General features: G+C 73.5%; 27 protein-coding genes and 1 pseudogene. 12 read left to right on the top strand and 16 right to left on the bottom strand.

The window, feature by feature from the left end; translation table 11 throughout:
* Positions 1-19: 19 nt before the first annotated feature.
* The 5 genes from ABS735_RS14665 (at position 20) to ABS735_RS14645 (ending at position 5,125) form a co-directional block, all read left to right on the top strand.
* Positions 20-775: a (Fe-S)-binding protein gene (locus tag ABS735_RS14665; protein ID WP_373905741.1), complete on the top strand. Its 756-nt coding sequence runs from the start codon at positions 20-22 to the stop codon at positions 773-775.
* Positions 772-2,250, top strand: a complete 1,479-nt coding sequence (locus ABS735_RS14660; RefSeq protein ID WP_373905742.1) for a LutB/LldF family L-lactate oxidation iron-sulfur protein — start codon at positions 772-774, stop codon at positions 2,248-2,250. The genes ABS735_RS14665 and ABS735_RS14660 overlap by 4 nt, the downstream gene beginning before the upstream one ends.
* Positions 2,247-2,879, top strand: a complete 633-nt coding sequence (locus tag ABS735_RS14655) for a LutC/YkgG family protein (protein ID WP_373905743.1) — start codon at positions 2,247-2,249, stop codon at positions 2,877-2,879. Before ABS735_RS14660 ends, ABS735_RS14655 begins: the two co-directional genes overlap by 4 nt.
* A gap of 140 nt (positions 2,880-3,019) precedes the next feature.
* Positions 3,020-3,811 carry an ABC transporter ATP-binding protein gene (locus ABS735_RS14650; protein WP_373905744.1) on the top strand — a complete coding sequence of 264 codons (792 nt, stop codon included), beginning with the start codon at positions 3,020-3,022 and terminating at the stop codon, positions 3,809-3,811.
* Between the two features lie 3 nt (positions 3,812-3,814).
* Entirely contained in the window at positions 3,815-5,125 is a 1,311-nt protein-coding gene (locus ABS735_RS14645) for an FtsX-like permease family protein (RefSeq protein ID WP_373905745.1), read from the top strand.
* Between the two features lie 216 nt (positions 5,126-5,341).
* On the opposite strand, the gene ABS735_RS14640 is transcribed toward ABS735_RS14645, so the two are convergent.
* Both ABS735_RS14640 and ABS735_RS14635 read right to left on the bottom strand, forming a co-directional pair.
* Entirely contained in the window at positions 5,342-6,319 is a 978-nt protein-coding gene (locus ABS735_RS14640) for a pyridoxal-phosphate dependent enzyme (RefSeq protein WP_373905746.1), read from the bottom strand.
* An 8-nt stretch (positions 6,320-6,327) separates the two neighbouring features.
* Entirely contained in the window at positions 6,328-7,008 is a 681-nt protein-coding gene (locus tag ABS735_RS14635; protein WP_373905747.1) for a helix-turn-helix transcriptional regulator, read from the bottom strand.
* Between the two features lie 281 nt (positions 7,009-7,289).
* Between ABS735_RS14635 and ABS735_RS14630 the strand changes: the two genes are divergently transcribed.
* Positions 7,290-8,087 (top strand): class I SAM-dependent methyltransferase, encoded by a 798-nt coding sequence (locus ABS735_RS14630; RefSeq protein WP_373905748.1) that lies wholly within the window; start codon positions 7,290-7,292, stop codon positions 8,085-8,087.
* A gap of 45 nt (positions 8,088-8,132) precedes the next feature.
* Here ABS735_RS14630 and ABS735_RS14625 read toward each other — a convergent pair whose 3' ends face one another.
* The gene (locus ABS735_RS14625) at positions 8,133-8,438 is read right to left on the bottom strand and encodes a hypothetical protein (protein ID WP_373905749.1); all 306 of its coding nucleotides are present in this window, start codon (positions 8,436-8,438) and stop codon (positions 8,133-8,135) included.
* A 261-nt stretch (positions 8,439-8,699) separates the two neighbouring features.
* On the opposite strand from ABS735_RS14625, the gene ABS735_RS14620 reads away from it, so the two are divergent.
* Together ABS735_RS14620 and ABS735_RS14615 are read left to right on the top strand one after the other, a co-directional pair.
* On the top strand, positions 8,700-10,361 hold the full coding sequence (locus ABS735_RS14620) for an alkaline phosphatase D family protein (protein WP_373905750.1): 1,662 nt from the start codon (positions 8,700-8,702) through the stop codon (positions 10,359-10,361).
* Positions 10,362-10,560: 199 nt separating this feature from the next.
* Positions 10,561-11,937, top strand: a complete 1,377-nt coding sequence (locus ABS735_RS14615; RefSeq protein WP_373905751.1) for an alpha-lytic protease prodomain-containing protein — start codon at positions 10,561-10,563, stop codon at positions 11,935-11,937.
* Positions 11,938-12,019: 82 nt separating this feature from the next.
* On the opposite strand, the gene ABS735_RS14610 is transcribed toward ABS735_RS14615, so the two are convergent.
* From ABS735_RS14610 to ABS735_RS14580, 7 genes are all read right to left on the bottom strand, one after another.
* On the bottom strand, positions 12,020-13,099 hold the full coding sequence (locus ABS735_RS14610; protein ID WP_373905752.1) for a serine hydrolase domain-containing protein: 1,080 nt from the start codon (positions 13,097-13,099) through the stop codon (positions 12,020-12,022).
* Positions 13,096-14,016 carry a DUF6895 family protein gene (locus tag ABS735_RS14605; RefSeq protein ID WP_373905753.1) on the bottom strand — a complete coding sequence of 307 codons (921 nt, stop codon included), beginning with the start codon at positions 14,014-14,016 and terminating at the stop codon, positions 13,096-13,098. The genes ABS735_RS14610 and ABS735_RS14605 overlap by 4 nt, the downstream gene beginning before the upstream one ends.
* Positions 14,013-15,002 carry a DUF6895 family protein gene (locus ABS735_RS14600; RefSeq protein WP_373905754.1) on the bottom strand — a complete coding sequence of 330 codons (990 nt, stop codon included), beginning with the start codon at positions 15,000-15,002 and terminating at the stop codon, positions 14,013-14,015. The genes ABS735_RS14605 and ABS735_RS14600 overlap by 4 nt, the downstream gene beginning before the upstream one ends.
* Before the next feature lie 11 nt (positions 15,003-15,013).
* Positions 15,014-15,721 carry a hypothetical protein gene (locus tag ABS735_RS14595; protein WP_373905755.1) on the bottom strand — a complete coding sequence of 236 codons (708 nt, stop codon included), beginning with the start codon at positions 15,719-15,721 and terminating at the stop codon, positions 15,014-15,016.
* 21 nt (positions 15,722-15,742) lie between these two features.
* Positions 15,743-15,931 carry a hypothetical protein gene (locus tag ABS735_RS14590; RefSeq protein ID WP_030399561.1) on the bottom strand — a complete coding sequence of 63 codons (189 nt, stop codon included), beginning with the start codon at positions 15,929-15,931 and terminating at the stop codon, positions 15,743-15,745.
* A 98-nt stretch (positions 15,932-16,029) separates the two neighbouring features.
* Entirely contained in the window at positions 16,030-16,677 is a 648-nt protein-coding gene (locus ABS735_RS14585; RefSeq protein ID WP_373905756.1) for an SAM-dependent methyltransferase, read from the bottom strand.
* A gap of 142 nt (positions 16,678-16,819) precedes the next feature.
* Complete coding sequence (locus ABS735_RS14580) at positions 16,820-17,821, bottom strand: mechanosensitive ion channel family protein (protein ID WP_373905757.1); 1,002 nt, start codon at positions 17,819-17,821, stop codon at positions 16,820-16,822.
* 229 nt (positions 17,822-18,050) lie between these two features.
* Here ABS735_RS14580 and ABS735_RS14575 point away from each other — a divergent pair, with 229 nt between their 5' ends.
* Entirely contained in the window at positions 18,051-18,278 is a 228-nt protein-coding gene (locus ABS735_RS14575; protein WP_373905758.1) for a hypothetical protein, read from the top strand.
* A gap of 112 nt (positions 18,279-18,390) precedes the next feature.
* A complete protein-coding gene (locus tag ABS735_RS14570; protein WP_373905759.1) occupies positions 18,391-18,816 on the top strand; it encodes a TIGR03618 family F420-dependent PPOX class oxidoreductase in 426 nt (141 codons plus the stop codon).
* 21 nt (positions 18,817-18,837) lie between these two features.
* Here ABS735_RS14570 and ABS735_RS14565 read toward each other — a convergent pair.
* Positions 18,838-19,101: pseudogene (locus ABS735_RS14565) on the bottom strand (MMPL family transporter); the annotation flags it as partial.
* Between the two features lie 139 nt (positions 19,102-19,240).
* Here ABS735_RS14565 and ABS735_RS14560 point away from each other — a divergent pair.
* A complete protein-coding gene (locus tag ABS735_RS14560) occupies positions 19,241-19,408 on the top strand; it encodes a hypothetical protein (protein WP_373905760.1) in 168 nt (55 codons plus the stop codon).
* Between the two features lie 24 nt (positions 19,409-19,432).
* Here ABS735_RS14560 and ABS735_RS14555 read toward each other — a convergent pair whose 3' ends face one another.
* Genes ABS735_RS14555 through ABS735_RS14545 form a run of 3 tightly spaced genes read right to left on the bottom strand, consistent with a single transcriptional unit; the run spans position 19,433 to position 20,432 of the window.
* Positions 19,433-19,864 carry a hypothetical protein gene (locus ABS735_RS14555; protein WP_373905761.1) on the bottom strand — a complete coding sequence of 144 codons (432 nt, stop codon included), beginning with the start codon at positions 19,862-19,864 and terminating at the stop codon, positions 19,433-19,435.
* Positions 19,857-20,198: a DUF3140 domain-containing protein gene (locus ABS735_RS14550; protein ID WP_373905762.1), complete on the bottom strand. Its 342-nt coding sequence runs from the start codon at positions 20,196-20,198 to the stop codon at positions 19,857-19,859. Before ABS735_RS14550 ends, ABS735_RS14555 begins: the two co-directional genes overlap by 8 nt.
* Before the next feature lie 6 nt (positions 20,199-20,204).
* On the bottom strand, positions 20,205-20,432 hold the full coding sequence (locus ABS735_RS14545; RefSeq protein WP_373905763.1) for a hypervirulence associated TUDOR domain-containing protein: 228 nt from the start codon (positions 20,430-20,432) through the stop codon (positions 20,205-20,207).
* A gap of 183 nt (positions 20,433-20,615) precedes the next feature.
* On the opposite strand from ABS735_RS14545, the gene ABS735_RS14540 reads away from it, so the two are divergent.
* A complete protein-coding gene (locus tag ABS735_RS14540; protein ID WP_373905764.1) occupies positions 20,616-21,416 on the top strand; it encodes a thioesterase family protein in 801 nt (266 codons plus the stop codon).
* A 24-nt stretch (positions 21,417-21,440) separates the two neighbouring features.
* On the opposite strand, the gene ABS735_RS14535 is transcribed toward ABS735_RS14540, so the two are convergent.
* Positions 21,441-21,899 (bottom strand): VOC family protein, encoded by a 459-nt coding sequence (locus tag ABS735_RS14535; protein WP_373905765.1) that lies wholly within the window; start codon positions 21,897-21,899, stop codon positions 21,441-21,443.
* 77 nt (positions 21,900-21,976) lie between these two features.
* The gene (locus ABS735_RS14530; RefSeq protein ID WP_373905766.1) at positions 21,977-22,978 is read right to left on the bottom strand and encodes an NADPH:quinone reductase; all 1,002 of its coding nucleotides are present in this window, start codon (positions 22,976-22,978) and stop codon (positions 21,977-21,979) included.
* Between the last annotated feature and the right edge of the window lie 29 nt (positions 22,979-23,007).

Below are 23,007 nucleotides of genomic sequence, written 5' to 3'. Positions count from 1 at the left end.
TCGAACACGAGGAGCCGCGATGCGTGTCGCCCTGTTCCTGACCTGCGTCAACGACACGCTCTATCCGGACACCGGCCGTGCCGTGGTGAAGCTGCTCACCAGACTCGGCGTCGAGGTCGACTTCCCGATGGCCCAGACGTGTTGCGGTCAGGCGCACTACAACACCGGTTACCGGCACGAGGCCGAACCGCTGGCCCGGCACTTCGCCGACGTGTTCGCGGACTACGACGCGATCGTGACGCCCTCGGGCTCGTGCGGGGCCATGGTGCGGGAGCTGTATCCGCGGATGGGTGAGCGGGCGCGGGCGGAGGGGCGCGGGGACACGCTCGCGGCCTCACTGGCGCCGGTGGTACCGAAGACGTACGAGCTGACGGAGTTCCTCGTGGACGTGCTGGGGGTGACCGACGTGGGGGCGTACTACCCGCACACGGTGACGTACCACCCGACCTGCCACGGCCTGCGCAGCCTGGGCCTCGGCGACCGGCCTCGGCGACTGCTGGAGGCGGTGAAGGGGCTGGAACTGGTGGAGCTGCCGGGCGCCGAGGAGTGCTGCGGCTTCGGCGGCACCTTCGCCGTGAAGAACTCCGACGTGTCGGCGGCGATGGGCGCGGACAAGGTGCGCAACGCCGAGTCCACCGGCGCGGACGTGCTGTGCGCGGCCGACAACTCCTGTCTCATGCACATCGGCGGGACCATGACGCGGCTGCGCACGGACATGCGGCCGGTGCACATCGCGGAGATTCTGGCGAGCACTCAGGAGGCGGCGGCCGTATGAGCGGGACGTTCGTAGGGATGCCGGCCTTTCCCGATGCGGCGCGGGAGGCCGTGGGCAACGCGACGCTGCGCGGCAACCTGCGCCACGCCACCCACACCATCCGGGACAAGCGGGCCCGCGCCGTCGCCGAACTGGACGACTGGGCGGCGCTGCGCGAGGCCGGGAAGCAGATCAAGGACCACACGCTGCGCCACCTCGACCGGTATCTGGTGCAGGTGGAGGAAGCGGTCACGGCCGCCGGCGGGACCGTGCACTGGGCCGCCGACGCGGACGAGGCCAACGAGATCGTCGCCCGCCTGGTCAAGGAGACCGGCGAGTCGGAGGTCGTCAAGGTCAAGTCGATGGCGACACAGGAGATCGCCCTCAACGAGGCGCTGGAGGCGCAGGGCATCCACGCCTACGAGACCGATCTCGCCGAGCTCATCGTGCAGTTGGGCAAGGACCGGCCCTCGCACATCCTGGTGCCGGCCATCCACCGCAACCGGGGTGAGATCCGGGACATCTTCCGCTCCGAGATGAGCGAGTGGGGCCGCCCCGCACCCGAGAACCTGACGGACACGCCCGCCGAACTCGCGGAGGCGGCGCGGCTGCACCTGAGGGAGAAGTTCCTGCGGGCGAAGGTCGGCATCTCCGGCGCCAACTTCGTGGTGGCCGAGACCGGCACGCTGGTGGTCGTGGAGTCGGAGGGGAACGGGCGGATGTGCCTGACCCTGCCCGAGACACTGATCTCGGTCGTCGGCATCGAGAAGATCGTGCCGAGGTGGCAGGACCTGGAGGTCTTCCTGCAGACCCTCCCCCGCTCCTCGACGGCCGAGCGCATGAACCCGTACACGTCCATGTGGACCGGCACCACCGACGAGGACGGTCCGCGCACCTTCCATCTGGTGCTGCTGGACAACGGCCGCACCGACACCCTCGCCGACGAGGTCGGCCGCCAGGCGCTGCGCTGTATCCGCTGCTCGGCCTGCCTGAACGTCTGCCCGGTGTACGAACGGGCCGGCGGCCACGCCTACGGCTCGGTGTACCCGGGGCCGATCGGCGCCATCCTCAGCCCCCAACTGCGGGGCACCGGAAGCGAGATCGACGCGTCCCTGCCGTACGCGTCCTCGCTGTGCGGGGCCTGCTACGAGGTGTGCCCGGTGGCCATCGACATCCCCGAGGTGCTGGTGCACCTGCGGGAGCGGGTGGTCCAGGGCGGGCCGGCGGTCCGGAACGGCAACCGGGTGGTGCTGAAGCCCGCCAAGGGGCACGCCGCCGAGCGGGCGGCGATGCGGGCGGCGCAGTGGGCATTCACGCACCCCGGCGCGCTGCGGACCGGGCAGCGGCTGGCCTCGCGCACCCGGCGCCTGCATCCGCGCACCCTGCCGGGTCCGGGCCGGGCGTGGAGCGGCAGCCGGGACCTGCCGGCGGTGCCCGCGGAGCCGTTCCGGGACTGGTGGCAGCGCACGCACGGTGGAAAGGACGGCGCGAAGTGAGCAGCAGGGAACGCATCCTGGGCCGGGTCCGGCGCGCGCTGGCGGACGTGCCGGGCGACGAGGCACCGATCAGCCGGAACTATCTGCGCGAGCACGGGCAGCGGTCCGCCCCGGAGAGGGTGGACCTCCTCGCCGAGAACCTGGCCGACTACCGGGCGATCGTGCACCGGTGCGCGGGCGGGCAGTTGCCCGGGTTGCTCGCCCGTCTCCTGTCCGCGCACGGCTCGGGGACCGTGGTGGTACCGCCGGGGTTGCCGACAAAATGGCTGGGGGCCGTCGACGCGGCCCTCGTCCAGGACCGGGCGGCGAGCACGGCACCGGAACTCGACCGGATCGACAGTGTGGTCACCGGCTGCGCCGTGGCCGTCGCCGAGACCGGCACCATCGTCCTGGACGGCTCCCCCGACCAGGGCCGCCGCCGCATCACCCTGGTCCCCGACCACCACATCTGTGTCGTACGGATGCCGGACCAGGTGGTGTCGTCCGTCCCCCAGGCCCTGGAACGCCTGGATCCCCGGCGCCCGTTGACGTGGATCTCCGGTCCCTCCGCGACCAGTGACATCGAGCTGGACCGGGTCGAGGGGGTGCACGGTCCGCGCACCCTGGAGGTGGTGCTGGTCGAGGACTGAGCGCGGTCACCGTGACGCGGGCCGGGCAGGGTGTCGCTGAGTACACCCCCCGGTACGGGCTCTGCGCCCAGTGTGGCCCGGCCCCGCTCTCCGTAGCGTCTTCCCCGAGGCACCGCACAGGGCGGGCCGCACGGAAGGTGATGACCATGTTTCGCTCCGGCGCACGAGGCACCCACGACCCGGGCCCCGCCCCCGAGGCCCTCCGGCTCGTCAAGGTGACCCGGACGTACGGCTCGGCGGAGAACGCCGTGACCGCTCTGGACGGTGTGACGCTGAGCCTGGGGCGCGGCACGTTCACCGCGGTGATGGGGCCGTCGGGTTCGGGCAAGTCCACGCTGCTGCAGTGCGCGGCGGGACTCGACCGGCCGGACAGCGGCATCGTGTGCGTGGACGGCACGGAGCTGACGGGTGGCGGCGAGGCGGAGCTGACGAAGTTCCGGCGCGGCCGGGTCGGCTTCGTGTTCCAGCAGTACAACCTGCTGGAGACGCTGACCGTCGCGCAGAACACGGTGCTGCCGCTCAAGCTGGCCGGGCGGCGCGTCGACCGGGAGCGGGCGCGGGAGATCCTGACGTCGGTCGGTCTCGGGGACCGGCTCGGCCACCGTCCCGACCAGCTCTCCGGCGGTCAGCGGCAGCAGGTGGCGATCGCCCGGGCCCTCGTCACCGAACCGCGGGTGATCTTCGCGGACGAGCCGACGGGCGCGCTGGACACGCGCAGCGCCCGGCACGTGCTGCGGCTGCTCCAGGAGACGGTGCGGGTGCACGGGCGGACCGTGGTCATGGTGACGCACGACCCGGTCGCCGCCTCGTACGCCGACTCGGTGGTCTTCCTCGCCGACGGCCGGCCGGCGGGGCGGATGGACGCGCCGACGCCGGACGCGGTCGCCGAGCGCCTCGCGCACCTGGGCGACGACGTGCCGGCGGGGGTGTGAGCGATGTTCGTACTGGCTCTTCGGTCGATCCGGCGCCGCCCCGGGCGGTTCCTCGCGACGCTGCTGTCCGCCTTCCTGGGGGCGGCGATCATCATGACGTTCAACTCGATGCACGACACGGCCGGGCAGGACGGCGTCGACCCGGTCAGCTCGGAGACGCTGGGCACGGCGGCGGGGGTCGTCGGCGGGTACGGGACCCTGCTGGTGTTCTTCGCGGTGGCCTCGACGCTGACGGTCAACGTGCGTCAGCGCACCGCCGAGCTCGAGCTGCTGCGCTGCTCGGGGGCGACCCCGGCGCAGATCAAGCGGATGGTCGTGGGTGAGGCGGTGGCCGTGGCCCTGGTGGGCGCGGCGCTGGCGATCGGCCCGGCGATGCTCGGCGGGCGGGCGCTGCTGGACCTGTTCCAGGACAGCGGCCAGGTGGCGCCGTCCGTGGACTACTCCTTCGGCCCCGTCGCGCTGCTGAGCGGCGTGGACATCACCCTGCTCGCGTCCGCGGGCGCGGCGTTCCTGGCGGTACGGCGCCTGACGCGGGGCGGCAGGGAGCGGGCCGGGGCGAAGCGGTTCCTGGCCTACGGGGCGCTGGCCACCGGCGCTGCGGGGTCCTGCTCCACCTTCTTCTTCTCCGCGACGGACGAGGCGCTGATGGCGGCGCCGGCCTACGGGGCGATCCTGCTGTCGGTCGGCTTCGCGCTGCTGTCGCCGCGGCTGCTGAAGGGCGTGCTCGACCGGCTGCCGCTGAGCGGCGCGAGCGGCTGGCTGGCCGTACGGAACCTGCGTGAGCGGGCGGGTCAGCTGGCCGGGATCCTGGTGTCGCTGATCATGTTCACGGCCGTGTCGACGGCGACGGTCACGATGCAGGCCGTGGAGAGCGACGCGGTGAAGGCCTCGGGTCTGGTGAAGTCGGTCGACGCCAAGAACCTGGAGACGCTCAACCTGACGGTGGTCGGCATCATCGCGGTGTTCGTCTGCGTGATGCTGGTCAACTGGCTGTACGCGGCGACGACGTACCGCACGCGTGAATTCGGTCAACAGCGGCTGGCGGGGGCGACGCCGGGGCAGGTGCTTGGCGTGGTGGCCGCCGAGGGCGTGGTCCTCACGGTGACGGGGGTGTTCTTCGGCACGGTGGCCGCGCTGGCCGGTGTGGTGCCGTTCACGGTGGTCCGCACCGACGCGGTCCTGCCGGACCAGTTCCTCGGGGTGTGGCTCGCGATGGTGGCGGTGTCGGCGGCCGCGACGCTGGGGACGAGCCTGGGCACGGCGCGGCGGGTGCTGCGTACGCCGGCGGTGGGGGCGGTGACCGCGGCCGCGTGAACGGACTGTGGGGAGGGGGGCGGCCGCCGCGGCGGTCGCCCCCCTCCCCACAGTCCGTCCGGACGTCCGGCTAGTCGGCCTTGGCGTACTCCTTCGCCATGCTGCCGGTGAAGGTCGAGCGTCTTTGCCTCCAGCATGACGCTCCTCCTTTCCCTGGCCCCACCACTGCATCGTCCGCCTGTCAACTCGGCGGCGCCGTCCGGGGGACGCGCGGCGTCAGCGGGGCGCGCCGCAGAGTTCGGCGAACCGGGCGGCGTCCACGTTGCCTCCGGAGAGGATCACGCCGACGCGGCGGGGCAGGGCGTCGATCCGGCCGTTCAGGAGGGCGGCCAGCGGGGTGGCGCCGCTGGGTTCCAGGACGGTCTTCAGCCGTTCGAAGGCGAACCGCATCGCGTCCCGGATCTCGTCGTCGGACACCAGCACGATGCCGTCCAGCAGGCGCCGGTTGAGGGAGAACGTCAGTTCGCCGGGGGTGGGCAGGGCCTGGCCGTCGGCGATGGTGCGCGGGACGGGCACGGCGACGCGCCGGCCCGCTTCCAGGGAGCGCCTGGTGTCGTCTCCGGCCTCCGGTTCGACGCCGATCACCCGGGTGCCGGGGTGCAGGCCCTTGACCGCGGTGGCGCTCCCGGCGATCAGTCCTCCGCCGCCGACCGGTGCGACCAGCGCGTCCAGCTCTCCCGTCTCCTCGACCAGCTCGAGGGCGGCGGTGCCCTGGCCGGCGATGACGTGCGGGTGCTCGTAGGGCGGGATCAGGGTCAGGCCACGGTCGGCGGCCAGGGCCTCGGCGATGGCCACCCGGTCGCCGGTGTAGCGGTCGTAGGTGACGATCTCGGCGCCGTAGCCGGCGGTGGCGTCCCGTTTGGAGGGCGGAGCGTCCTCGGGCATGACGATCACCGCGGTGGTGCCCAGTTCGCGGGCGGCCAGGGCGACCGCCTGGGCGTGGTTGCCCGAGGAGTAGGCGGCGATGCCCCGGGCCAGCTGGTCCGGGGTGAGGCGGGAGGCCGCGTTGTAGGCGCCGCGGAACTTGAAGGCGCCGACCCGCTGCTGGTTCTCGCACTTGAGGAAGACCTCGGCGCCGACGAGGGCGTCCAGGGTGCGCGAGCGCAGGACCGGGGTGCGGTGCGCGACGCCCTCGATGCGGGCGGCTGCGGAACGGACGTCGTCGAGGGTGACCGGCGGGGTGGTGGTCGTCACGGGTGTCCTCAGGGGGTGTCGGCGGCCGGGCCGTGGGCGGCGCGGGCCTGGGAGAGGTAGTGGTAGGCGGAGGCCCGGGAGATGCCGAGCCGGGTGGCGACGTGCTCGACCGAGCGGCGTACGGCGAACACACCGCGCCCGTCGAGGTCGCGGAACAGCTCGAGGCGCCGGTCCCGGTCCAGCGCCGCCCAGCTGGTGTCCCGGCGCAGTGGATGGTCGTCCACGATGGCGTCGACCACGGCGTCGATGTCGTCGCCGAAGGTGGTGGCCGGCACTGCGGCGGGGGTGCGTGCGGTCCCGGCGAGGGCGCCGAGGAGGGCGTGGGCCCGGTCGACGGCGGTGACGTCCAGGTTGACGCACAGGGCACCGAACACGGCGCCCGTGGAGTCGCGCAGCACCATGGTGGAGGACTTGAGCAGCGTGCCCTCGGCCGTGCGCGTGACGTAGTTCAGCTCGTCGCGTGCCTCGTCGCCGCGGGCCATCACGCGCATGCCGATCTCGCTCATCGCCCCGCCCACCGTCCGCCCGGTCACCGACCCGGCGACGGCAACGACCGAGTGCTCGGGGTGCCGGTAGTCGTGGAGCACCGCCTCGCAGACCGGTCCGAACGTCGCGGCGATCCCGTCGACCACGGGGCGCAGTGCGGCGAGGACGGCGTCGCGTTCGGCGTCCAGTGCGCGTTCGGTCATCTGGGTCTCCTTGCTCGACTCCGAGGAGACTCAGACTACACATCCAGCTCCTGGACGGGGGGTCCAGAGACCTCGTCGTTCGACATCCGCGGTCCGATCACTGCTTCCGGCCGCCGGGATCCCGTCCGGGAGTGCGCCTTCCCTTCCGGCCGGGCGCTGCGGGAGTGCGAGGCCCGGCACGGGTATGTCTCCCGCTACTGCGAGGCCAACCCGGCCGGCGACTGCTCGACCCTGCCCGGCCCCTCTCACTGTCCGAGTCACTCGTACGGAGGTCGTCCCCCATGCCCAAGGACGCCAAGTCCCCGAAGCTGCGCAGCAACCGTGCCGCGCTCACGCACAAGGTCGGGTACGCGCTGCGCCACCCCGAGCGCGTCGGCCCCTACGTCCGCCGGGCCGGCCGGGACGCGTGGCTGCGGATCAAGCATCCCGACCACGTCGGCTACTACCGGGCGGTGATGGCCTCCGACACCCGGCGCGATCCGGAGGCCGCGGTCGGCAGTCGGACCCACGACCGCTGGCTGGCGCTCGGGCAGATGCAGTTCGACTACCTGATCGAGCACGGGCTGCGTCCCGAGCACCGCATGCTCGACATCGGCTGCGGCAACCTGCGCGGCGGCTGGCGCTTCATCGACCACCTCGACACCGGTCACTACTACGGCGTCGACATCTCGCCGGACATCCTGATCGCCGCCAAGAAGACCCTGACCGAGCGCGGGCTCCAGGCGAAGCTGCCCCATCTGACCGTCACCGGGGACCTGCGGCTGGAGTTCCTGCCCGACGACCACTTCGACGTCATCCACGCGCACAGCGTCTTCTCGCACTCGCCGCTGAACGTCATCGACGAGTGCCTCGCGCACGTCGGCCGCGTCCTGACCGACACGGGGTTCTTCGACTTCACCTTCGACCGGACGGAGGGCACCGAGCACCAAGTGCTCCGCGAGGACTTCTACTACCGCACGGACACCCTGCTCACGCTCGCCGCCCAGCACAACCTGCACGCCCGGTTCATGGAGGACTGGGAGAAGCGGCCGCACGGCCAGTCCAAGATCCGGGTGAGCCGCTCGCCGCTGCCCTCGTAGGCGGCCGATCGCGGACCTTGAGGGGCCGGACCGCGCGTCCGGCCCCTACGGGCGTGGGTCGACCCGCCGCCAGGCGGGCCGGGAGTCCGCGCCCCGGCGACCGGCCGCGGCGGCGCAGCGGGGGCAGACCCGGCGGACGGCGTCGGCGGCACCGCCGGACTCGGGCAGCACGTCGGTCCAGGTGATCCCCGGGAACCGCGAGAGCCGCGAGCGGTGCAGCGACAGTCCGCACACGGTCTCGTTCCTGCCCTGCTCCCACGCGTGCACCTCGCCGGCCGGCAGCCAGCGGTTGTCGTCCTCGTCCCACCAGCGACCGGAGGCCGCCACGTCGTAGCGCCGTGTCCTGGCCATCGGCTCGGCCCGCCGCCTTTCCCTCTCCCGTGCGCCCGTGTCCTGCCCGTTCCTCGCGTTCGTTCCTCCGTTCGGGCCGGGTGCCCCGGAGGGACCGCGCCCACACGCGCGTACCTCCTCCTGTGTGATCACTCCGCAAGCCCTGCCCGTTTGGGGCGTTTTGTCTGCTTAACATGCGGGGTCCGCGCATCGCGGGGGCCGGCGCCAGCGCGCGACGGGGCCCCGGCACGGACTGCCACGCCCCGTACGAGAGGACAGCAGATGGCGCCCACGGGCCGTCCCAGCGCACTGGCCGAGCACGCCTTCTCCCCGCACGACGCCGTGATGGGCGCCGCCGTCCGGCACCTCGGCCGCCGGCGCTTCCTCACCGTGACCGCGGCCGCCGCCGCGCTCGCCTTCACCACCAACCTGCCGGCCCGCGGCGCGGTCGCCGCCCCCGAACGTGCCGCACGGATCAGCAAGGACCCCTTCACCCTCGGCGTCGCCTCCGGCGATCCGCTGCCGGACTCGGTGCTGCTGTGGACCAGGCTGGCGCCCGAGCCGTTCCTGGAGGACGGCGGGATGGGCACGGAGCGGGTCACGGTCGAGTGGGAGGTGGCCCTGGACGAGTACTTCGCGGGTGTCCTGTACCGGGGCACCGCCGACGCCCACGCCGAGTACTCCCACAGTGTTCACGTCGACGTGAAGGGCCTGACGCCCGGGACCGTCTACTACTACCGCTTCCGCGCCGGCGCCTGGCTCAGCCCCACCGGCCGCACCCGCACCGCCCCCGCGGCCGGCAGCGCCACCTCGTCGCTGAAGCTCGCGGCGGTCGCCTGCCAGGCCTACATGGACGGCTACTACACCGTGCTCCGCCATGTCGCCCAGGACGACGTGGACGTGGTGTTCCACCTCGGCGACTACCTGTACGAGTACGCGGTGAACTCCGAGGGCGGGGAGCGCCGCTACACCGACGTCACGCTGCCCGACGTGTTCAACCGCGAGACGATGACCCTCGCGGACTACCGGCTGCGCTACTCGCTCTACAAGACCGACGAGGACCTGCGGGCCGCGCACGCCGCGCACCCCTTCGTCGTCGCCTGGGACGACCACGAGACCGAGAACAACTACGCGGGCGGCATCCCCGAGAACGACATCCCGCCGGAGGAGTTCCTGCTGCGCCGGGCCGCCGCCTACCGCGCGTACTGGGAGAACCAGCCGCTGCGCGCCGCCCAGCTGCCGCAGGGCCCGGACGCCCGGCTGTACCGCCGGCTGCAGTGGGGCACGCTCGCCCAGTTCGACATCCTCGACACCCGCCAGTACCGCTCCGACCAGGCCTACGACGACCGGCCGCACGCCCCCGGGGCCGAGTCGGACGACCCGGCGCGCACCATCACCGGCGCCGAGCAGGAGCAGTGGCTGCTCGACGGCTGGAAGGGCTCGACCGCGCTGTGGAACGTGATGCCCCAGCAGGTGTGCTTCTCCCAGCGCAAGTTCGACGTGACCGCCGACGCCGCGCTCTCCATGGACGCCTGGGACGGCTACCGCGCCTCGCGCGACCGGGTGGTCGCCGGGGCGAAGGCCGCCGGGGTCGACAACTGGCTGATCCTCACCGGCGACGTGCACGTGGGCTACGCCCTCGACGTCAAGGAGGACTTCGACGACCCGGCGTCCGCCACCATCGGCACCGAGGTCACCTGCACCTCGGTGACCAGCGGCCGGGACGGCGTGGAGAAGCCCGCCAACTGGGACCTGTACATGAAGGCCAACCCGCACATGAAGTTCTACAACGGCAAGCGCGGCTACGTCCGGGCCGAACTCGGCCGCCAGGCCACCCGCCTCGACTTCAAGACGGTCTCCGCCATCAGCACGCCCGGCGCTCCCGTCACCACCGCCGCGTCCTTCGTCACCGAGGCGGGCGAGCCGGGGCTGAAACCCGCCTGATCCCGGTCCGCCCCGCGGGGGCGCGTCCGCGTACTGCACATGGCACCCGTGACGTCCCCCATAGCGCGAAACAGACCCGGGTCGGGCATCGCCGCGGAACTTTGCGGCAAGGCCTGTGACTTCGCCGCGGGCGCACCGTGACCCACGGCCGCCCACCGAACACCGCTGTCTCGCACAGCACTCGAAGGAGGCACATCGCATGGTCGGCAGACATGCCGCGCGCAGCCGCCGCGCAGCCCTCACCGCGCTCGGCGCCCTGGTCCTGACCGCACTCCCCTCGGCCGCGTCGGCCGCACCGCCGCCCGGCCCGGGACCGCGTCCCGCCGTGGCCCGCACGCCCGACGCCACCGTGGCCCCGGCACGCGTGCTGAGCGCGATGGAGCGCGACCTGAAGCTGGCCCCCGGACAGGCGGCGGCCCGGCTGGTCAACGAGGCGGAGGCGGGCACCCGCGCGGGCATGCTGCGCAACACGCTGGGCGACCGCTTCGCCGGGGCCTGGGTGAGCGGTGCCACCTCCGCCGAGCTGACCGTGGCCACCACCGACGCCGCCGACACCGCGGCCATCGAGGCACAGGGCGCCAAGGCGGCCGTCGTCGGCAGGAACCTCGCCGAGCTGCGCGCGGTCAAAGAGAAGCTGGACGCGGCGGCCGTCCGCGCCCGGACCCGGCAGACGCCGGTCTGGTACGTCGACGTGAAGACCAACCGGGTCACCGTCCAGGCCACCAGCGAGTCGGCCGCGTCCGCGTTCCTCACGTCCGCCGGGGTGTCGGGCCAGGACGTGGGCGTCCGTGTCTCGCCGGACCAGCCGCGGGTGATGGAGGATCTCGTCGGCGGCGACGCCTACTACATCAACGACCAGGCCCGCTGCTCCATCGGGTTCTCCGTCACCAAGGACGACCAGCAGGGCTTCGCGACGGCCGGACACTGCGGCGACCCGGGCGCCACCACGACCGGGTTCAACGAGGCCGCCCAGGGCACCTTCCAGGCCTCGACCTTCCCCGGCAAGGACATGGCCTGGGTGGGCGTCAACTCGGACTGGACCGCGACGCCGGACGTGAAGGCGCAGGACGGCGAGAAGATCCAGATCGCCGGGTCGGTGGAGGCGCTCGTGGGGGCGTCGGTGTGCCGTTCCGGCTCGACCACGGGCTGGCACTGCGGGACCGTCCAGCAGCACGACACGAGTGTCACCTACCCGGAGGGAACCGTCGACGGGCTGACCCGGACGACGGTGTGCGCCGAACCCGGCGACTCCGGCGGCCCCTTCGTGTCGGGCACCCAGGCGCAGGGCACCACGTCCGGCGGCTCGGGCGACTGCACGAACGGCGGGACGACCTTCTACCAGCCGATCAATCCCCTGCTCAGCGACTTCGGCCTCACCCTGAAGACCACCTCCGCCGCGTCGCAAACGCCCGCGCCGCAGGACAACGCGGCGGCGGACGCGTGGGCCGCGGGCCGGGTCTACGAGGTCGGCACCACCGTGTCCTTCGACGGGGTGCGGTACCGGTGTCTGCAGAGCCACCAGGCGCAGGGCGCCGGATCACCGGAGAGCACTCCGGCCCTGTGGCAGCGGGTCTGACGGGCAGGGCTTCTTCCCGCACTCGGCGCGGGGCCGCCCGAGGCGGCCCCGCGCCGGTCCGTGTCCCGCCGTCGTCCCGTCGCTATCCCTCCGCGAGGAGCGCGTAGGCGGTGGCGATGAACGGGTCCCGGGCGCGGAACCGCCGGGTGCACACCGCTGCCAGCGCGGTGTCCGTGTCGGGCCTGAAGCCCAGGAACGCCTGCTGGCCCAGGGTGGCGCCGCTGTGGAAGTACATCGGTCCGCCGTCCGTGGGGTGCCGGAACCACCCCACCGTGTGCACGTGCCGGTGGCCCAGCCCCCGCCGGAGCACCGGCACCCGCACCGCCCGCAGCGCCCCCGCGGCCGGTGAGCGGGCCGGGTCCAGGTGGGCCTCGAGGAAGGTGAGCAGGTCGTTCGGGGTGGACCGGACGGCTCCGGCCGCCTGGAAGCCGCCCGCGTCGAAGGCCGGGACGGGCGTACGGCCGTCCTTGCGGTGGCCCACGGCGTCGGTCCCGGGGCCCTCCGCGCGCAGGGCCGTACCGCTGAGGCCGAGGGCGCGCAGCACCTGTCCGGTGATCAGGTCGTCCCAGGCGGTGCCGGTGGTCGCGGCGATCGCGTGGCCGAGCACGGAGACGCCGTAGTTGGAGTAGTGCCAGCGGGTTCCGGGGCGGTGCCTGGGGGTGTGGCGCAGGAAGGTGCCGGTCAGCCGCTCGGCCGGATAGCGCGCGTACGGGTTCGTGCGCCACGCGGGCAGGCCCCGGCGCACGAAGTCGGCCGGCAGGGCGGGCAGTCCCGACGTGTGGGTGATGAGGTGGGCGAGCGTGACGGGGTGCGGGCCGGCCTTCGCGCCGGGGTCCAGGCAGGTGGCGGCCGCCTCGCCGCCGGTGAGCACACCACGCCGGATCAGGCGCGTGAGCAGGAGCGCGGTGAACGTCTTGGACGCCGACCCGGTCTCGTAGCGCAGGTCCTCGCGGGGGACGTCGGGGGGTGCGGCGGTACCGCCGCTGTGCAGGGTGCGCCGGCCGCGCCGGGAGACGGCGAAGACGACGTCCGGGGCGTCGGAGGCGTCCACGGCCGCGGTCAGCCGCTCGCGCAGTGCCCTCTCGTCGGCCGGTGCGGGCTCCGTCGGGGCGTACTCCTCGGCGGCGGGGGCGCCCGGCCAGGGCGTGCGACGGCCCGTCACGACGCGGAGTGCGCCAGCTCGGTGAGGGCGCGGGAGGTGGCCAGCAGGGAGGCGAAGGCGGCGACCAGGGTCGGGTGGTAGACCACGTCGAACACCGTGTCGGGTTCGCCCTCGGGCATCGTGCGTACGGCGGGCATGGCGCCGTCGGGCTGCTGCGCGGCGGCGAAGCCCTGCCAGGCGGCCTCGTCGAGGGCGGGCCGGGGCAGGCAGGCGTCCACGACGAGGAGTTCGCCGAGCAGGTCCCAGCGTTCGAGGTCCAGCCAGTCGTCGATCCAGACCGGGAGCCAGGTGGCGAGGTAGTCGGCGACCTCGGGCGGCAGCCCGCCCGGGTTCTCGCCCCAGTCGGTGAGGTGGAAGACGGTGTGCGTGATGTCGTACGCGGTGTGGCCCTCGACCGTCCACGGCTCGGGGGTGCCGGCCAGCCAGGTGGCGGCGACCAGGTCGGCCTCGGGCGGCCGCGCGGTCAGGCCGAAGCGGCGCTGGAAGGCGGACAGGCCGAGGCGCCGGGTGGGGGTCACCGGGAATCGCGCCCAGCTGTCCAGCCGGTGGTTGAGGACCGTGGCGCGTTCGATCTCGGGCTGGCTGTAGCCCAGCTCCTTGAACGGCAGGTAGACCTCGAAGGGGGCGGGCGAGAAGGGTTCGATGCGCTGGCCGCGCACCAGCATGCGGCCCCCGTCGAGGGTCTCGCGCCAGGTGTGGTCGAGCAGTTGGCGCGCGAGCTGGGCCTGCCGGGAGCCGGCGACGCCCTCGCGGAAGAGCACTTTGCAGATGAGGGCGAGTTCACCGATCGGCTTGAAGCGTTCGAGGAAACCGATCTCGGGGTCCACGTCCGGCTCCAGGCGGAATCCGTCGCGGTGGGCCCACAGCCACTCCAGGGCGCCGGCTCCGACGCGGTGGATCAGGCGGGTGTCCGTCATCCCGGCGCTCCTTGTCCGGCGTGCTGTCCCGTGCGGGGTGCGGCGTGTCGGGCGGCGTTCCGCACGTCCGGCGGGGGTGCCGTGGCCGCCGTGGTGAGGGCCGCCGCGAACGCGGCCATGAGGGTGGAGTGGTAGCAGTCGGTGAAGTCGTAGGGGTCCGGCCCCGGGTCCGGCCCGGCGGCGTCCTGGGCGGCGCCTTCCTCGGGGATCGCGCCGGAGCTGTCCTGGGCGGCCGCGACACGCTGCCAGGCGTCCTCCAGGACGGCCGGTTCCGGCGGGCGCGGCAGGCTCGCGGCGACCGCGAGCAGTTCGCAGCTCAGGTCCCACATCCGCGCGTCCAGGCAGGTGTCGAGCCAGGGCGGCAGCCAGTGCAGCAGGTACTCCGCCAGGTCCGCCGGCACGCCCTGGGCGGCGCGTCCCCAGTCGGTGAGGTGGAAGACGACGTGGGTGAGCGCGTAACCGGCCGCGCGTTCGAAGGTCCACGGTTCCGGCAGGCCGCCCAGCCAGGTGCGGTCCAGCGCCTGCGGGACGTCCCCGTGCGGGTGGATGCCGCTGCGCCGCTCGGCCTCGAGCACGCCGAGGCGACGGGTGGGGTACTGCTCGGTCAGCCGCCAGCCGCGGGTGCGGGCCACCACGGCGGCGGACGCCTCGTAGCCGGGGTGCCGCAGTCCGGCCGAGGCGAAGGCCGCGTACACCTCCAGCGGGTAGGTGGCGAAGGGCTCCAGCGACTGCATGAGCGGGAAGAGTTCGCCCCGGTGGGTCTGCTGCCAGGCGAAGTCCAGCAGTTCGGACACCCGGGTGTGCAGCGGGTCCCCGGGCGGGGTGCACCGGGACACGGACGCGCAGACCTGGGTCAGTTCGCCCAGCGGCTTCCACGTCCGGTTGACCTGGCCGTCGGACGCCAGCGCGTCCTCGCCGAGCGCGAAGCGGTCGCGGTGGGCCCACACCCAGTCCAGTGCGGCCTCCTCGACGCCGCGGACGCTCACGTCCCGGACGCTCACAGGAGGACTCCGGCCGGCATGAGCCGCGCCGCCTCCAGTTGCAGGGCCACCCGCGGGTCGGAGCCGCCCATGAGGCGTACGAAGTCCAGCCCGGCCTCGAGGCCGAGGGTGTCGGGCACCCCGTCCAGGAGCGTGAGCCACCGTCCGGCCCCGGCCGCCTGCTGCCAGTCGCGGCGGCGCACCGCCCGTACGAAGCCGCGGGCGACGTCCACGGGACGGCGGCGTGCCGCACGGGTGACCGCGCACTCCTCACCGGGCAGCGCGAGCGGGGCGAGGACGGCGAGCTGGTGGGTCAGGAACTGCCAGCCGGCGTCGTCGAGCCAGCGGGCGTCGGGTTCGGTGCCCGGCTCGTCGGCGGGCGGGCCGTCCAGGGGTTGTTCGGTCCGGCGCAGGGCGCGGGCCATGGCCCAGTGGCTCCATACGACGGTGGGTGCCGCGTCGTCGCGCGGCGGATGGGCCGCCACGGCGTCCTTGAACACGGCGAGTTGTGCGGGCTCGGGCGGAACGCGCAGCAGGACGCCGGGCAACAGGATGTCGGCGCCCAGGACGCGTACCGCAGCACGTGCGACGCCCTCACCGGCGCCGCCTCCCGTCAGGGTGCTCCCCGCTCGCACGTGGTCTCCGCTCCGAAGAGCGGAGACCACGTCGGAAGCGAGGTCCAGCACCGTTCCCTGCAGGAGGGCCGATGTGCTCGACTGCTCCATCTCACTTCTCCCGTCGGTCCGTCAGCCCTTCTTCGGGCGCGGGGTCGGCGGCGAGAGCAGCAGGTTGGTACCTCCGGACTGCAGGGCGAGCGCGGCGCACTCGCGGCTGTCGCGGAAGACTCCGTCGGGCTCGGCGGGGTCGAGTACCGCGTCGATGTCGATGTTCTCGGTGCGGGTGACTTCCTCGAGCACCTTGTCCTTGGAAGGCATTTCACCATCTCCCTCTGGTAGCCAAATGGCCTTCACACCCAAGGGTGTCCGATAAGTCCCAGAACATGCCTTTCTTCACAAAATTCTCAGAAGGTCACTCATTCAACAACAATCGCGCGCTTCAGGCGCCACACGTGGTCCTCGCGGAAGCCTTCGACGCCCTCGGGCGACACGCTCGGCCGACGAGCGGTCCGGCGGGTCTCGACACTCCACTCACCCTCGGGCAGAGCGAGTTCGGCGAGGACTCCGTCCAGGGTGGGGAAGACGGCGTCGAAAGGCGGTTCGGTCTGCCAGGAGGGCCAGCCGGCGTGCATGACGACCAGCAGGGTGCCGCCGGGCGCCACGGCGCGCGCGGCGGCGCGCAGCACCGCCTGCTGGTCGAGCTCGACCGGGGACTGCAGATAGTGGGCGCTCACCAGGTCGAAGGAGCCCTCGGGGAACGAGGGTCCCAGCTCGTGGCGTTCCCAGGCGACGCGGTCACCGACCCCGGCCTCGGCGGCGTGCCCGGCGGCGCGTTCGAGGGCGGTGGCGGAGATGTCCACGCCGGTGACCCGCCAGCCGCGCGAGGCCAGCCACACGGCGTCCGCCCCTTCGCCGCAGCCGAGGTCGAGCGCGGTACCGGGGGCGAGGCCGCCCGCCTCGTGGACCAGCGGCTCGTTGGGGCGCCCGCTCCAGACGCGGCCGGTGTCGCGGTAGCGGGCTTCCCAGAACTCCGCGGCGGGAGCCGGCGCGGGGATGTCGGTCATGGTGCCTCCCGGGGTGGGCGCGGGCGTCTGCTCCGCGGGGCGCGCGACGGTCGCGCGCCCGGGTGCAGACTGCCCCGGCCCGGCGGGAGGCGCCAAAGGTCTTTGCCGGTCCGGCAAGTCAGGCCACTGCGCCGTCAGCCCGTCAGCCCGTCAGCGCCTGCGACCCGCCCTCGGAGCCGTCGGCGTGCACCCACACCGCCCGCCGCGGGAAGGGGGTCTCCACGCCCGCTTCGTCCAGCGCCTCCTTGACCCGGCGCCGCAGCTCGCGGGTGACGCCCCACTGCTGGAGCGGCGCGGTCTTGGCGGCGAGGCGCACCAGTACGCCCTCGACGTCCAGGGACTGCACGCCCCACACCGCGGGGTCCTCGAGCAGGACGTCCGCGAAGTCCGGCTCCTCGCGCAGCGCGCGGCCGGTGTCCTCCAGCACGCGGTAGACGGTGTCGAGGTTCGCGTCGTGGGAGACGGCGACGTCCAGGACGGCGCGCGCCCATTCCTGGCTGTCGTTGCGCACGCGCAGGATCTCGCCGTTGCGGATGTGCCACAGGCCGCCGTTGAGGTCACGCACGTGGGTCAGGCGCAGGCCGACGTGCTCCACCTCGCCGACGGCCTCACCGAGGTCGACGGAGTCACCGACGCCGTACTGGTCCTCGACCATGATGAGCAGCCCGGACAGGTAGTCCGCGACCAGGCTCTGGGCGCCGAAACCGATGGCCAGACCGACCACCCCGGCGCTGGCCAGCAGGGGGCCGAGGGCGATGCCGACCTGGTCGAGCACCATGGCCACGCCGACCATGAAGAGCACGATGGTCACGGCGCTGCTGAGCACCGAGCCGATGGTGCGGGCCCGCTGTTCGCGGCGCTGCCGCGCCCGGGACCGGTCGCGGTGCAGGACGGCGGCGCCGCGGGCCGGCCTGCGGGGGCGGCTGCGTTCGGCCTCGCCCGCCGACGGTTCCAGGACCCGCTGGACGACCCGGGTGATCGCCCGCTTCGCCACCGCGCGCAGCACGAGCAGGATCACGACGATGAGCGCGATGCGCAGCGGTATCCCGATCAGTGACGTGGTGTGGTCGCCGATCCAGTCCGACCACGAGACCGCCAGCTGCGGGTTCGTGGCCGCTTCGGCGGGCGGGGAGGTGTGCGACATCGGCTCGGCTGCTCCGTTCCTCGGGGACGACTTGTCTGCCGTCGGAGCCGCCTACCCACGGACCGTCCGAACATGACGCCCGGCGCACGCCGGGACACTCATCACCTTTCCGCCATTTGCCCCTTATGTCCGACAGTTGCGTCATCTTCACTCGTGACCGGCCATCACCGGTGCCCGCGGGGGCACTCGCAGGAAGTCATCCCACAGCGGAGGGGGAGGGACCTGCGGCGTGGTTATCGTTGCCGTCCTACTACTGCCCGGACTGGGGCTGCTGTTGTTCACCATGACGTATCTGGAGGACCGGCTGTTCGGCGATCCGGGGCCGCCCCGGCACGCCCGGCGCCGTCATCTGCGGCTCCTGCCGGGCGGCGGGGACGGTGGCGCCCCGGCCCACGAATCCCCGCCCGGCCACCGCGAGGCACCCGAGCTCCCGGCGTCCGAGCGGGACGCCGCCTGAGGCCGTCACCGCCGCGGCGCCCGCGCGGCCGCGGACCCCGCCGAGCGGGCGCCCGGCCCGCCGGGCGATGCTGTCCCGGAAGGGACGCACGCGGCGCGGGTGAGGAGAGCGGATGGACACCGGGGAACAGCACGACGCGGACGAGGAGTTCGTCCGGTTCTGGCAGGAGCGCCGGGTGTGCTTCCTGTCGACGCCGCGGTCCGACGGGACGTCCCACCTGGTCCCGGTCGGGGTGACGTACGACCACGCCACCCGCACCGCGCGGGTCATCACGAGCCGGGACACCACGAAGGCCCGCAATGTGCGGCGGGCCGCCGGAGCGGTCGTCGCCGTGGGGCAGGTGGACGGCAGGCGCTGGTCCACGCTGGAGGGCGTCGCGGCCGTGCGGGACGACGCCGCGGCGGTCCGCGACGCGGAGGCCCGGTACGCCGCCCGCTACCGGCAGCCCCGGGCGAATCCGGAGCGGGTCGTCATCGAGATCGACGTACGGCGTTTCCTCGGCACGGTGCGGCCCCTGCCGGGACGCCCGGACGCGTGACGCGCCCGGCGGGAGGGCCGGGTCACTCCCGGCCCGGGTCCGGCGGCCCGGCCGCCCCGGCCACCGGGCGACGGCGCCGATGTCGCGGGCGAGCGCCGGGACCGGCGGGGAGCGCACGACCAGCGTGTCCAGCAGGACGCCGAAGGCCACGATGAAGGCGATCCGCACCAGGAGGGCGAGCGGGATCACCCCGAGCGCGGCGAAGGTGGCGGCGAGGACGACCCCGGCCGAGGTGATCACATCGCAGGTGGCCGTCAGACCGCGCAGGATGCCCTCCCGCACCCCTTTCCCGCCGCTCCTCGTGTCCGGCACGGCGCGCACCGCGCGTCCCCGGGCAGAGCATCTCCCCGGTCCGGCACCGACACCCGCCCGCACGGCATCCTCAGCCCCACGCCCCGTGCACGGCGGTTCGACCCCGACGGGCGTGCGTCCGGCGCTGGTGCCCGAGCCGGCCGGGCTGGAGGGCCGCTCCGTGCACGAGCCCTGGCGGCTGCCGGATGCGGAGCGGCCCGCGTACGGTGCCCGTCCGGACCCGATCGTCGACCTCGCCGACGGCCCGGACCGCTTCCGGCGGGCCCGCGGACGCGGCTGAGCCCCGGCGGGACGCGTACGGCCGTCAGTCGCGGCTGTCGGGGCGGGACGTGTGGTCCGGGTGGTTCCGGGTCCGGCGGGCCTCCTTCAGTTCCGCCTCGTACAGGTGGTCGCGTCCCCCGGCGAGGCGCGCCACCGCTTCCCGCTCCAGGTCCCGGAACGCCTGGTAGTACGTCCGGTCGTACGCCTCGACGATCTGGAACGTCCAGTGGCCCGGGATGACGTCGCGGCCCAGGATCTCCGTGCGGACGCGCTCGGCCCAGTCCTCGTGACCGGCGGCGCGCAGCAGCGCGACCGCGCGGTCGAGCTCGAAGTCCGCCGAGCCGGTGAACTGGTGGAAGGCGAACAGGTGGCCGCGGGCGCACTCGGTCGTCTCCAGCGCCTTGGACAGGGACCCGAGGGCCTCGACCGTCGCGTCGCTGACGCCCTCGGGGCGCCGGTGCGGGTCGTCATCCATGGCGCTCGAGGGGGTCGTGGCCCCAGTTCATGAGCGAGTACCGCCACCGGGTGTCCGCGACGTCGCCCGACGGGCGCTGGGCCAGGTGCCGGCGGACGTAGCCGACGACCTTGCGCATGTGCTCGTAGTCGTCGTCCGAGAGGTCGCCCTTGTTCTTGTGGAGGATCTCGACGATCCGGCGGCCGGACGCGTGCCCGACGGACTCGCCCCCGTCCTGGTGGTGCCCGGCGTCCCGTGACTCGTCGGTGTCGAGCCACCGGTCCAGCTCGGCCGGTGTCATGTTCACCAGCTCGTGGAACGCGTCCCGGGTCTCGTCCTGCTCGTCGCCGTCCATGTCACCTCACTTCTTCTTCAGCGCGGACGGCTTGTGCACCGCCGACCTGTCCGACTTGTCGCTGCGGACCTGGTACTGCGGGTCTTCGGAAGAGGCGTCCACGGTGCGGCCCGCCGCCTCGGTGCGCTCGGTGATCTTCTTCTCCACCTCGCCCTCGGTGCGGGAGCCGTGGCTGCTCCAGGTGACCTTGTCGCCCCTTTCCAGGCGCTCGCCGTCGTCACGGTTCTTCGCCATCGCGGTGCTCCTTCGCCTGCGCGCCCCCTCGGGTTCCTGGACAGCCTGGGTTCCCAGCCGGGCGCGCCCCACTCGGGCACGGACCTGATTCACCGCCGAACTATCCTGGTCACGGCCCCGGCAGCCGCCGTCCCGGCCGGCCGTCGTCGCCCTCGTCACCGCCGTCGTTCCAGGAGCAGCCCGTTGAACACCAGCACAGCGACCCCGGACAGCTACTACGAGCGGATCGACGAGCACCGCTACAAGCCCACCCCGCACGCGGGCGGCGCGTGGAGCTCGGACGAACAGCACTTCAGTCCGCTCGGGGGCCTGATCGTCCACGCCGTGGACCGCCATCTGGCCGGCCGGACCGGTGCGGGCATGTCACTGAGCCGGATCAGCTTCGACATCCTGGGCCGCCCGGCGCTGGACGAGTGCGAGATACGGGTGGAGACCGTACGTCCGGGACGCACCATCGAGCTGGTCGAGGCGACCGTGCTGATAGCGGACCGGTCGGTGGCGCGAGCCAGGGCGTGGCTGCTGGCGGACGGGGACACGAGTGCCGTCGCGGGCGGCGGCGCCGACCGGCTCACCGCACCGGACACGCTCGCCCGCTGGCCGATGGAGTCCGAGTGGCCCGGCGGATACATCGCCTCCCTGGACGTACGCCCGCTCGCGCCGCCCCGGCCGGGCCGCACCACCGCCTGGGTCTCCACCGGCCTCGACCTGGTCGCCGGGGAGAGCGCGAGCCCGCTGGCCTCCTACGTCGCGCTGGTCGACACGGCCAACGGCATCGCGGTGCGGCAGTCGCCCCGGGAGTGGATGTTCCCGAACGTCGATCTGACCCTCCACCTGCACCGCGCACCGCGGGGCCGCTGGACCGGCCTGGACACCACCGTCGTCTTCGGACCCACCGGTCAGGGCATCACCAGCACCGTCCTGCACGACGTGGACGGGCCCGTGGGCCACGCCCAGCAGATGCTGACCGTCCGCCCGCAGCCCTGAGCGGCCCGGGCCCGGCCCGACGGCTCAGCCCTGTCCCGGGCCCGCGGGCGGATCGGCGAGGATGCCCTGCAGCAGTCCGGTGGACTGGCCGACCTCGATCAGGTAGCCGTCCGGATCGCGCAGGTAGCACCGCAGCTCGGCCTTGCGGTCGATCGGCGGGGTGAGGAACTCGGCGCCGAGCGCGCTCCACTCGCGGTGGCAGCGCTCGATGTCGGCGACCCGGATGTTGAGGAAGCTCGTCGCCGTCCCGGGGTCGTCCGGCGGGCGCAGGGTGACGTCGGGTTTGTCCGGCGTCGGTCCGCCGCCCGGGTTCATGATGATCCAGCTGTTCGCGAGCTTGACGATGCACGGGTTCTCCGCGAGAACCACCTCGCCGCCGAGCACCTCGGAGTAGAAGGCACGCGAGCGCGGCACGTCGGCCACGGTGAGGAAGTGGGTGAGCAGCAGTCCCGACTCGGGTGCCGGCAGGTCTTCACGGCGCATTCCTGGACCCCCACGCTGGTGGCTGGTTTCCTCCGTCACGACCATCATGGACCGCGCCCGGCCGGCCGGAAAGACGATCAAGAGGGCGTGAGGACCAGACGCCCCCGCACCTGCCCGGCCTCCAGCCTGCGGTGGGCCTCGGCCGTCATCGACAGCGGCATCCGGTCGGCGATGCGCGGCCGCCACGGGGTGTCCGTGAGGACGCCCACGACGCCCCGTGCCGCCTCGGCGAGGTCGGCGGTCGTGGCGTTGCTGATGGCGAAGCCCACGATGCTCGCGTCGCGGGTGTAGAGCCGGCTCACCGGCAGTGCGGCGGGCCCGGTGCCCAGTCCCACCATGGCGACCAGGCGCCCGCCACGGGCCAGCGATTCCACGGCGTCGGCGAGCACCCCGTGCCCGGAGGTGTCCAGGTGCACGTCGTAGCCGTCGGGAGCGGCCCGGCGCACGCGCGCGTCGAGGTCGGGCTCGTGGTGGTCGAGGACCTCGGCGGCGCCCAGTTCCCGGACCCCCTCGGCGTCCTCCGCACGCGCCGTGGCGACCACCCGGGCCCCGGCCCGGGAGGCCAGGGCGACGGCGGCACCGCCCACGTTCCCCGCGCCGCCCCCGACGTACACGGTCTCCCCCGCCCGCAGCCGTCCGTGCCGGAACAGGGCGAGCCAGGCGGAGGCGGCCGGGTGGGCGGCCGCCACGAGGTGTTCCTCGTCGACGCCGGGCGGCGCCGGGTAGAGGCGTTCGGCGGCGACCGTCGCGTACTGGGCGAAGGAGCCCTGCCGGCCGCCGTGGCCCAGGCTGTTGCACCAGACCCGCTGTCCGACGGTGAAGCCCGCGGCGCCGGGCCCGGCCGCCGCGACCTCGCCCACCAGGTCGCGGCCGACGACGAACGGCGTGGGCAGCGGTGTGGCGTACGCGCCGGACCGTACGAAGGTGTCCACGGGGTCGGCGGCGACGGCCGCCACCCGCACGAGCACGTCCGTGGGGCCCACGGGCGGCACGGGGAGTTCCCCGTGCCGGATGGCGTCGGCGGGGCCGACGGCGTCGATGTACGCCGCCGGCATCGTGTCCGGAACTGTGCCGTTCATGGCCTCATGCTACGAACTGCCCGGTGGCG

The organism is Streptomyces sp. MMCC 100 (assembly GCF_041538145.2).
Lineage (GTDB): Bacteria > Actinomycetota > Actinomycetes > Streptomycetales > Streptomycetaceae > Streptomyces.
This window is presented reverse-complemented; position numbering and strand designations above follow the sequence as displayed.

Coding starts and splice junctions, on each gene's coding strand:
- ABS735_RS14665 (WP_373905741.1), top strand. CDS start 20: ATGCGTGTCGCCCTGTTCCTGACCTGCGTCAACGACACGCTCTATCCG.
- ABS735_RS14660 (WP_373905742.1), top strand. CDS start 772: ATGAGCGGGACGTTCGTAGGGATGCCGGCCTTTCCCGATGCGGCGCGG.
- ABS735_RS14650 (WP_373905744.1), top strand. CDS start 3,020: ATGACCATGTTTCGCTCCGGCGCACGAGGCACCCACGACCCGGGCCCC.
- ABS735_RS14645 (WP_373905745.1), top strand. CDS start 3,815: ATGTTCGTACTGGCTCTTCGGTCGATCCGGCGCCGCCCCGGGCGGTTC.
- ABS735_RS14635 (WP_373905747.1), bottom strand. CDS start 7,008: ATGACCGAACGCGCACTGGACGCCGAACGCGACGCCGTCCTCGCCGCA.
- ABS735_RS14630 (WP_373905748.1), top strand. CDS start 7,290: ATGCCCAAGGACGCCAAGTCCCCGAAGCTGCGCAGCAACCGTGCCGCG.
- ABS735_RS14625 (WP_373905749.1), bottom strand. CDS start 8,438: ATGGCCAGGACACGGCGCTACGACGTGGCGGCCTCCGGTCGCTGGTGG.
- ABS735_RS14620 (WP_373905750.1), top strand. CDS start 8,700: ATGGCGCCCACGGGCCGTCCCAGCGCACTGGCCGAGCACGCCTTCTCC.
- ABS735_RS14615 (WP_373905751.1), top strand. CDS start 10,561: ATGGTCGGCAGACATGCCGCGCGCAGCCGCCGCGCAGCCCTCACCGCG.
- ABS735_RS14605 (WP_373905753.1), bottom strand. CDS start 14,016: ATGACGGACACCCGCCTGATCCACCGCGTCGGAGCCGGCGCCCTGGAG.
- ABS735_RS14595 (WP_373905755.1), bottom strand. CDS start 15,721: ATGGAGCAGTCGAGCACATCGGCCCTCCTGCAGGGAACGGTGCTGGAC.
- ABS735_RS14590 (WP_030399561.1), bottom strand. CDS start 15,931: ATGCCTTCCAAGGACAAGGTGCTCGAGGAAGTCACCCGCACCGAGAAC.
- ABS735_RS14585 (WP_373905756.1), bottom strand. CDS start 16,677: ATGACCGACATCCCCGCGCCGGCTCCCGCCGCGGAGTTCTGGGAAGCC.
- ABS735_RS14580 (WP_373905757.1), bottom strand. CDS start 17,821: ATGTCGCACACCTCCCCGCCCGCCGAAGCGGCCACGAACCCGCAGCTG.
- ABS735_RS14570 (WP_373905759.1), top strand. CDS start 18,391: ATGGACACCGGGGAACAGCACGACGCGGACGAGGAGTTCGTCCGGTTC.
- ABS735_RS14555 (WP_373905761.1), bottom strand. CDS start 19,864: ATGGATGACGACCCGCACCGGCGCCCCGAGGGCGTCAGCGACGCGACG.
- ABS735_RS14550 (WP_373905762.1), bottom strand. CDS start 20,198: ATGGACGGCGACGAGCAGGACGAGACCCGGGACGCGTTCCACGAGCTG.
- ABS735_RS14545 (WP_373905763.1), bottom strand. CDS start 20,432: ATGGCGAAGAACCGTGACGACGGCGAGCGCCTGGAAAGGGGCGACAAG.
- ABS735_RS14535 (WP_373905765.1), bottom strand. CDS start 21,899: ATGCGCCGTGAAGACCTGCCGGCACCCGAGTCGGGACTGCTGCTCACC.
- ABS735_RS14530 (WP_373905766.1), bottom strand. CDS start 22,978: ATGAACGGCACAGTTCCGGACACGATGCCGGCGGCGTACATCGACGCC.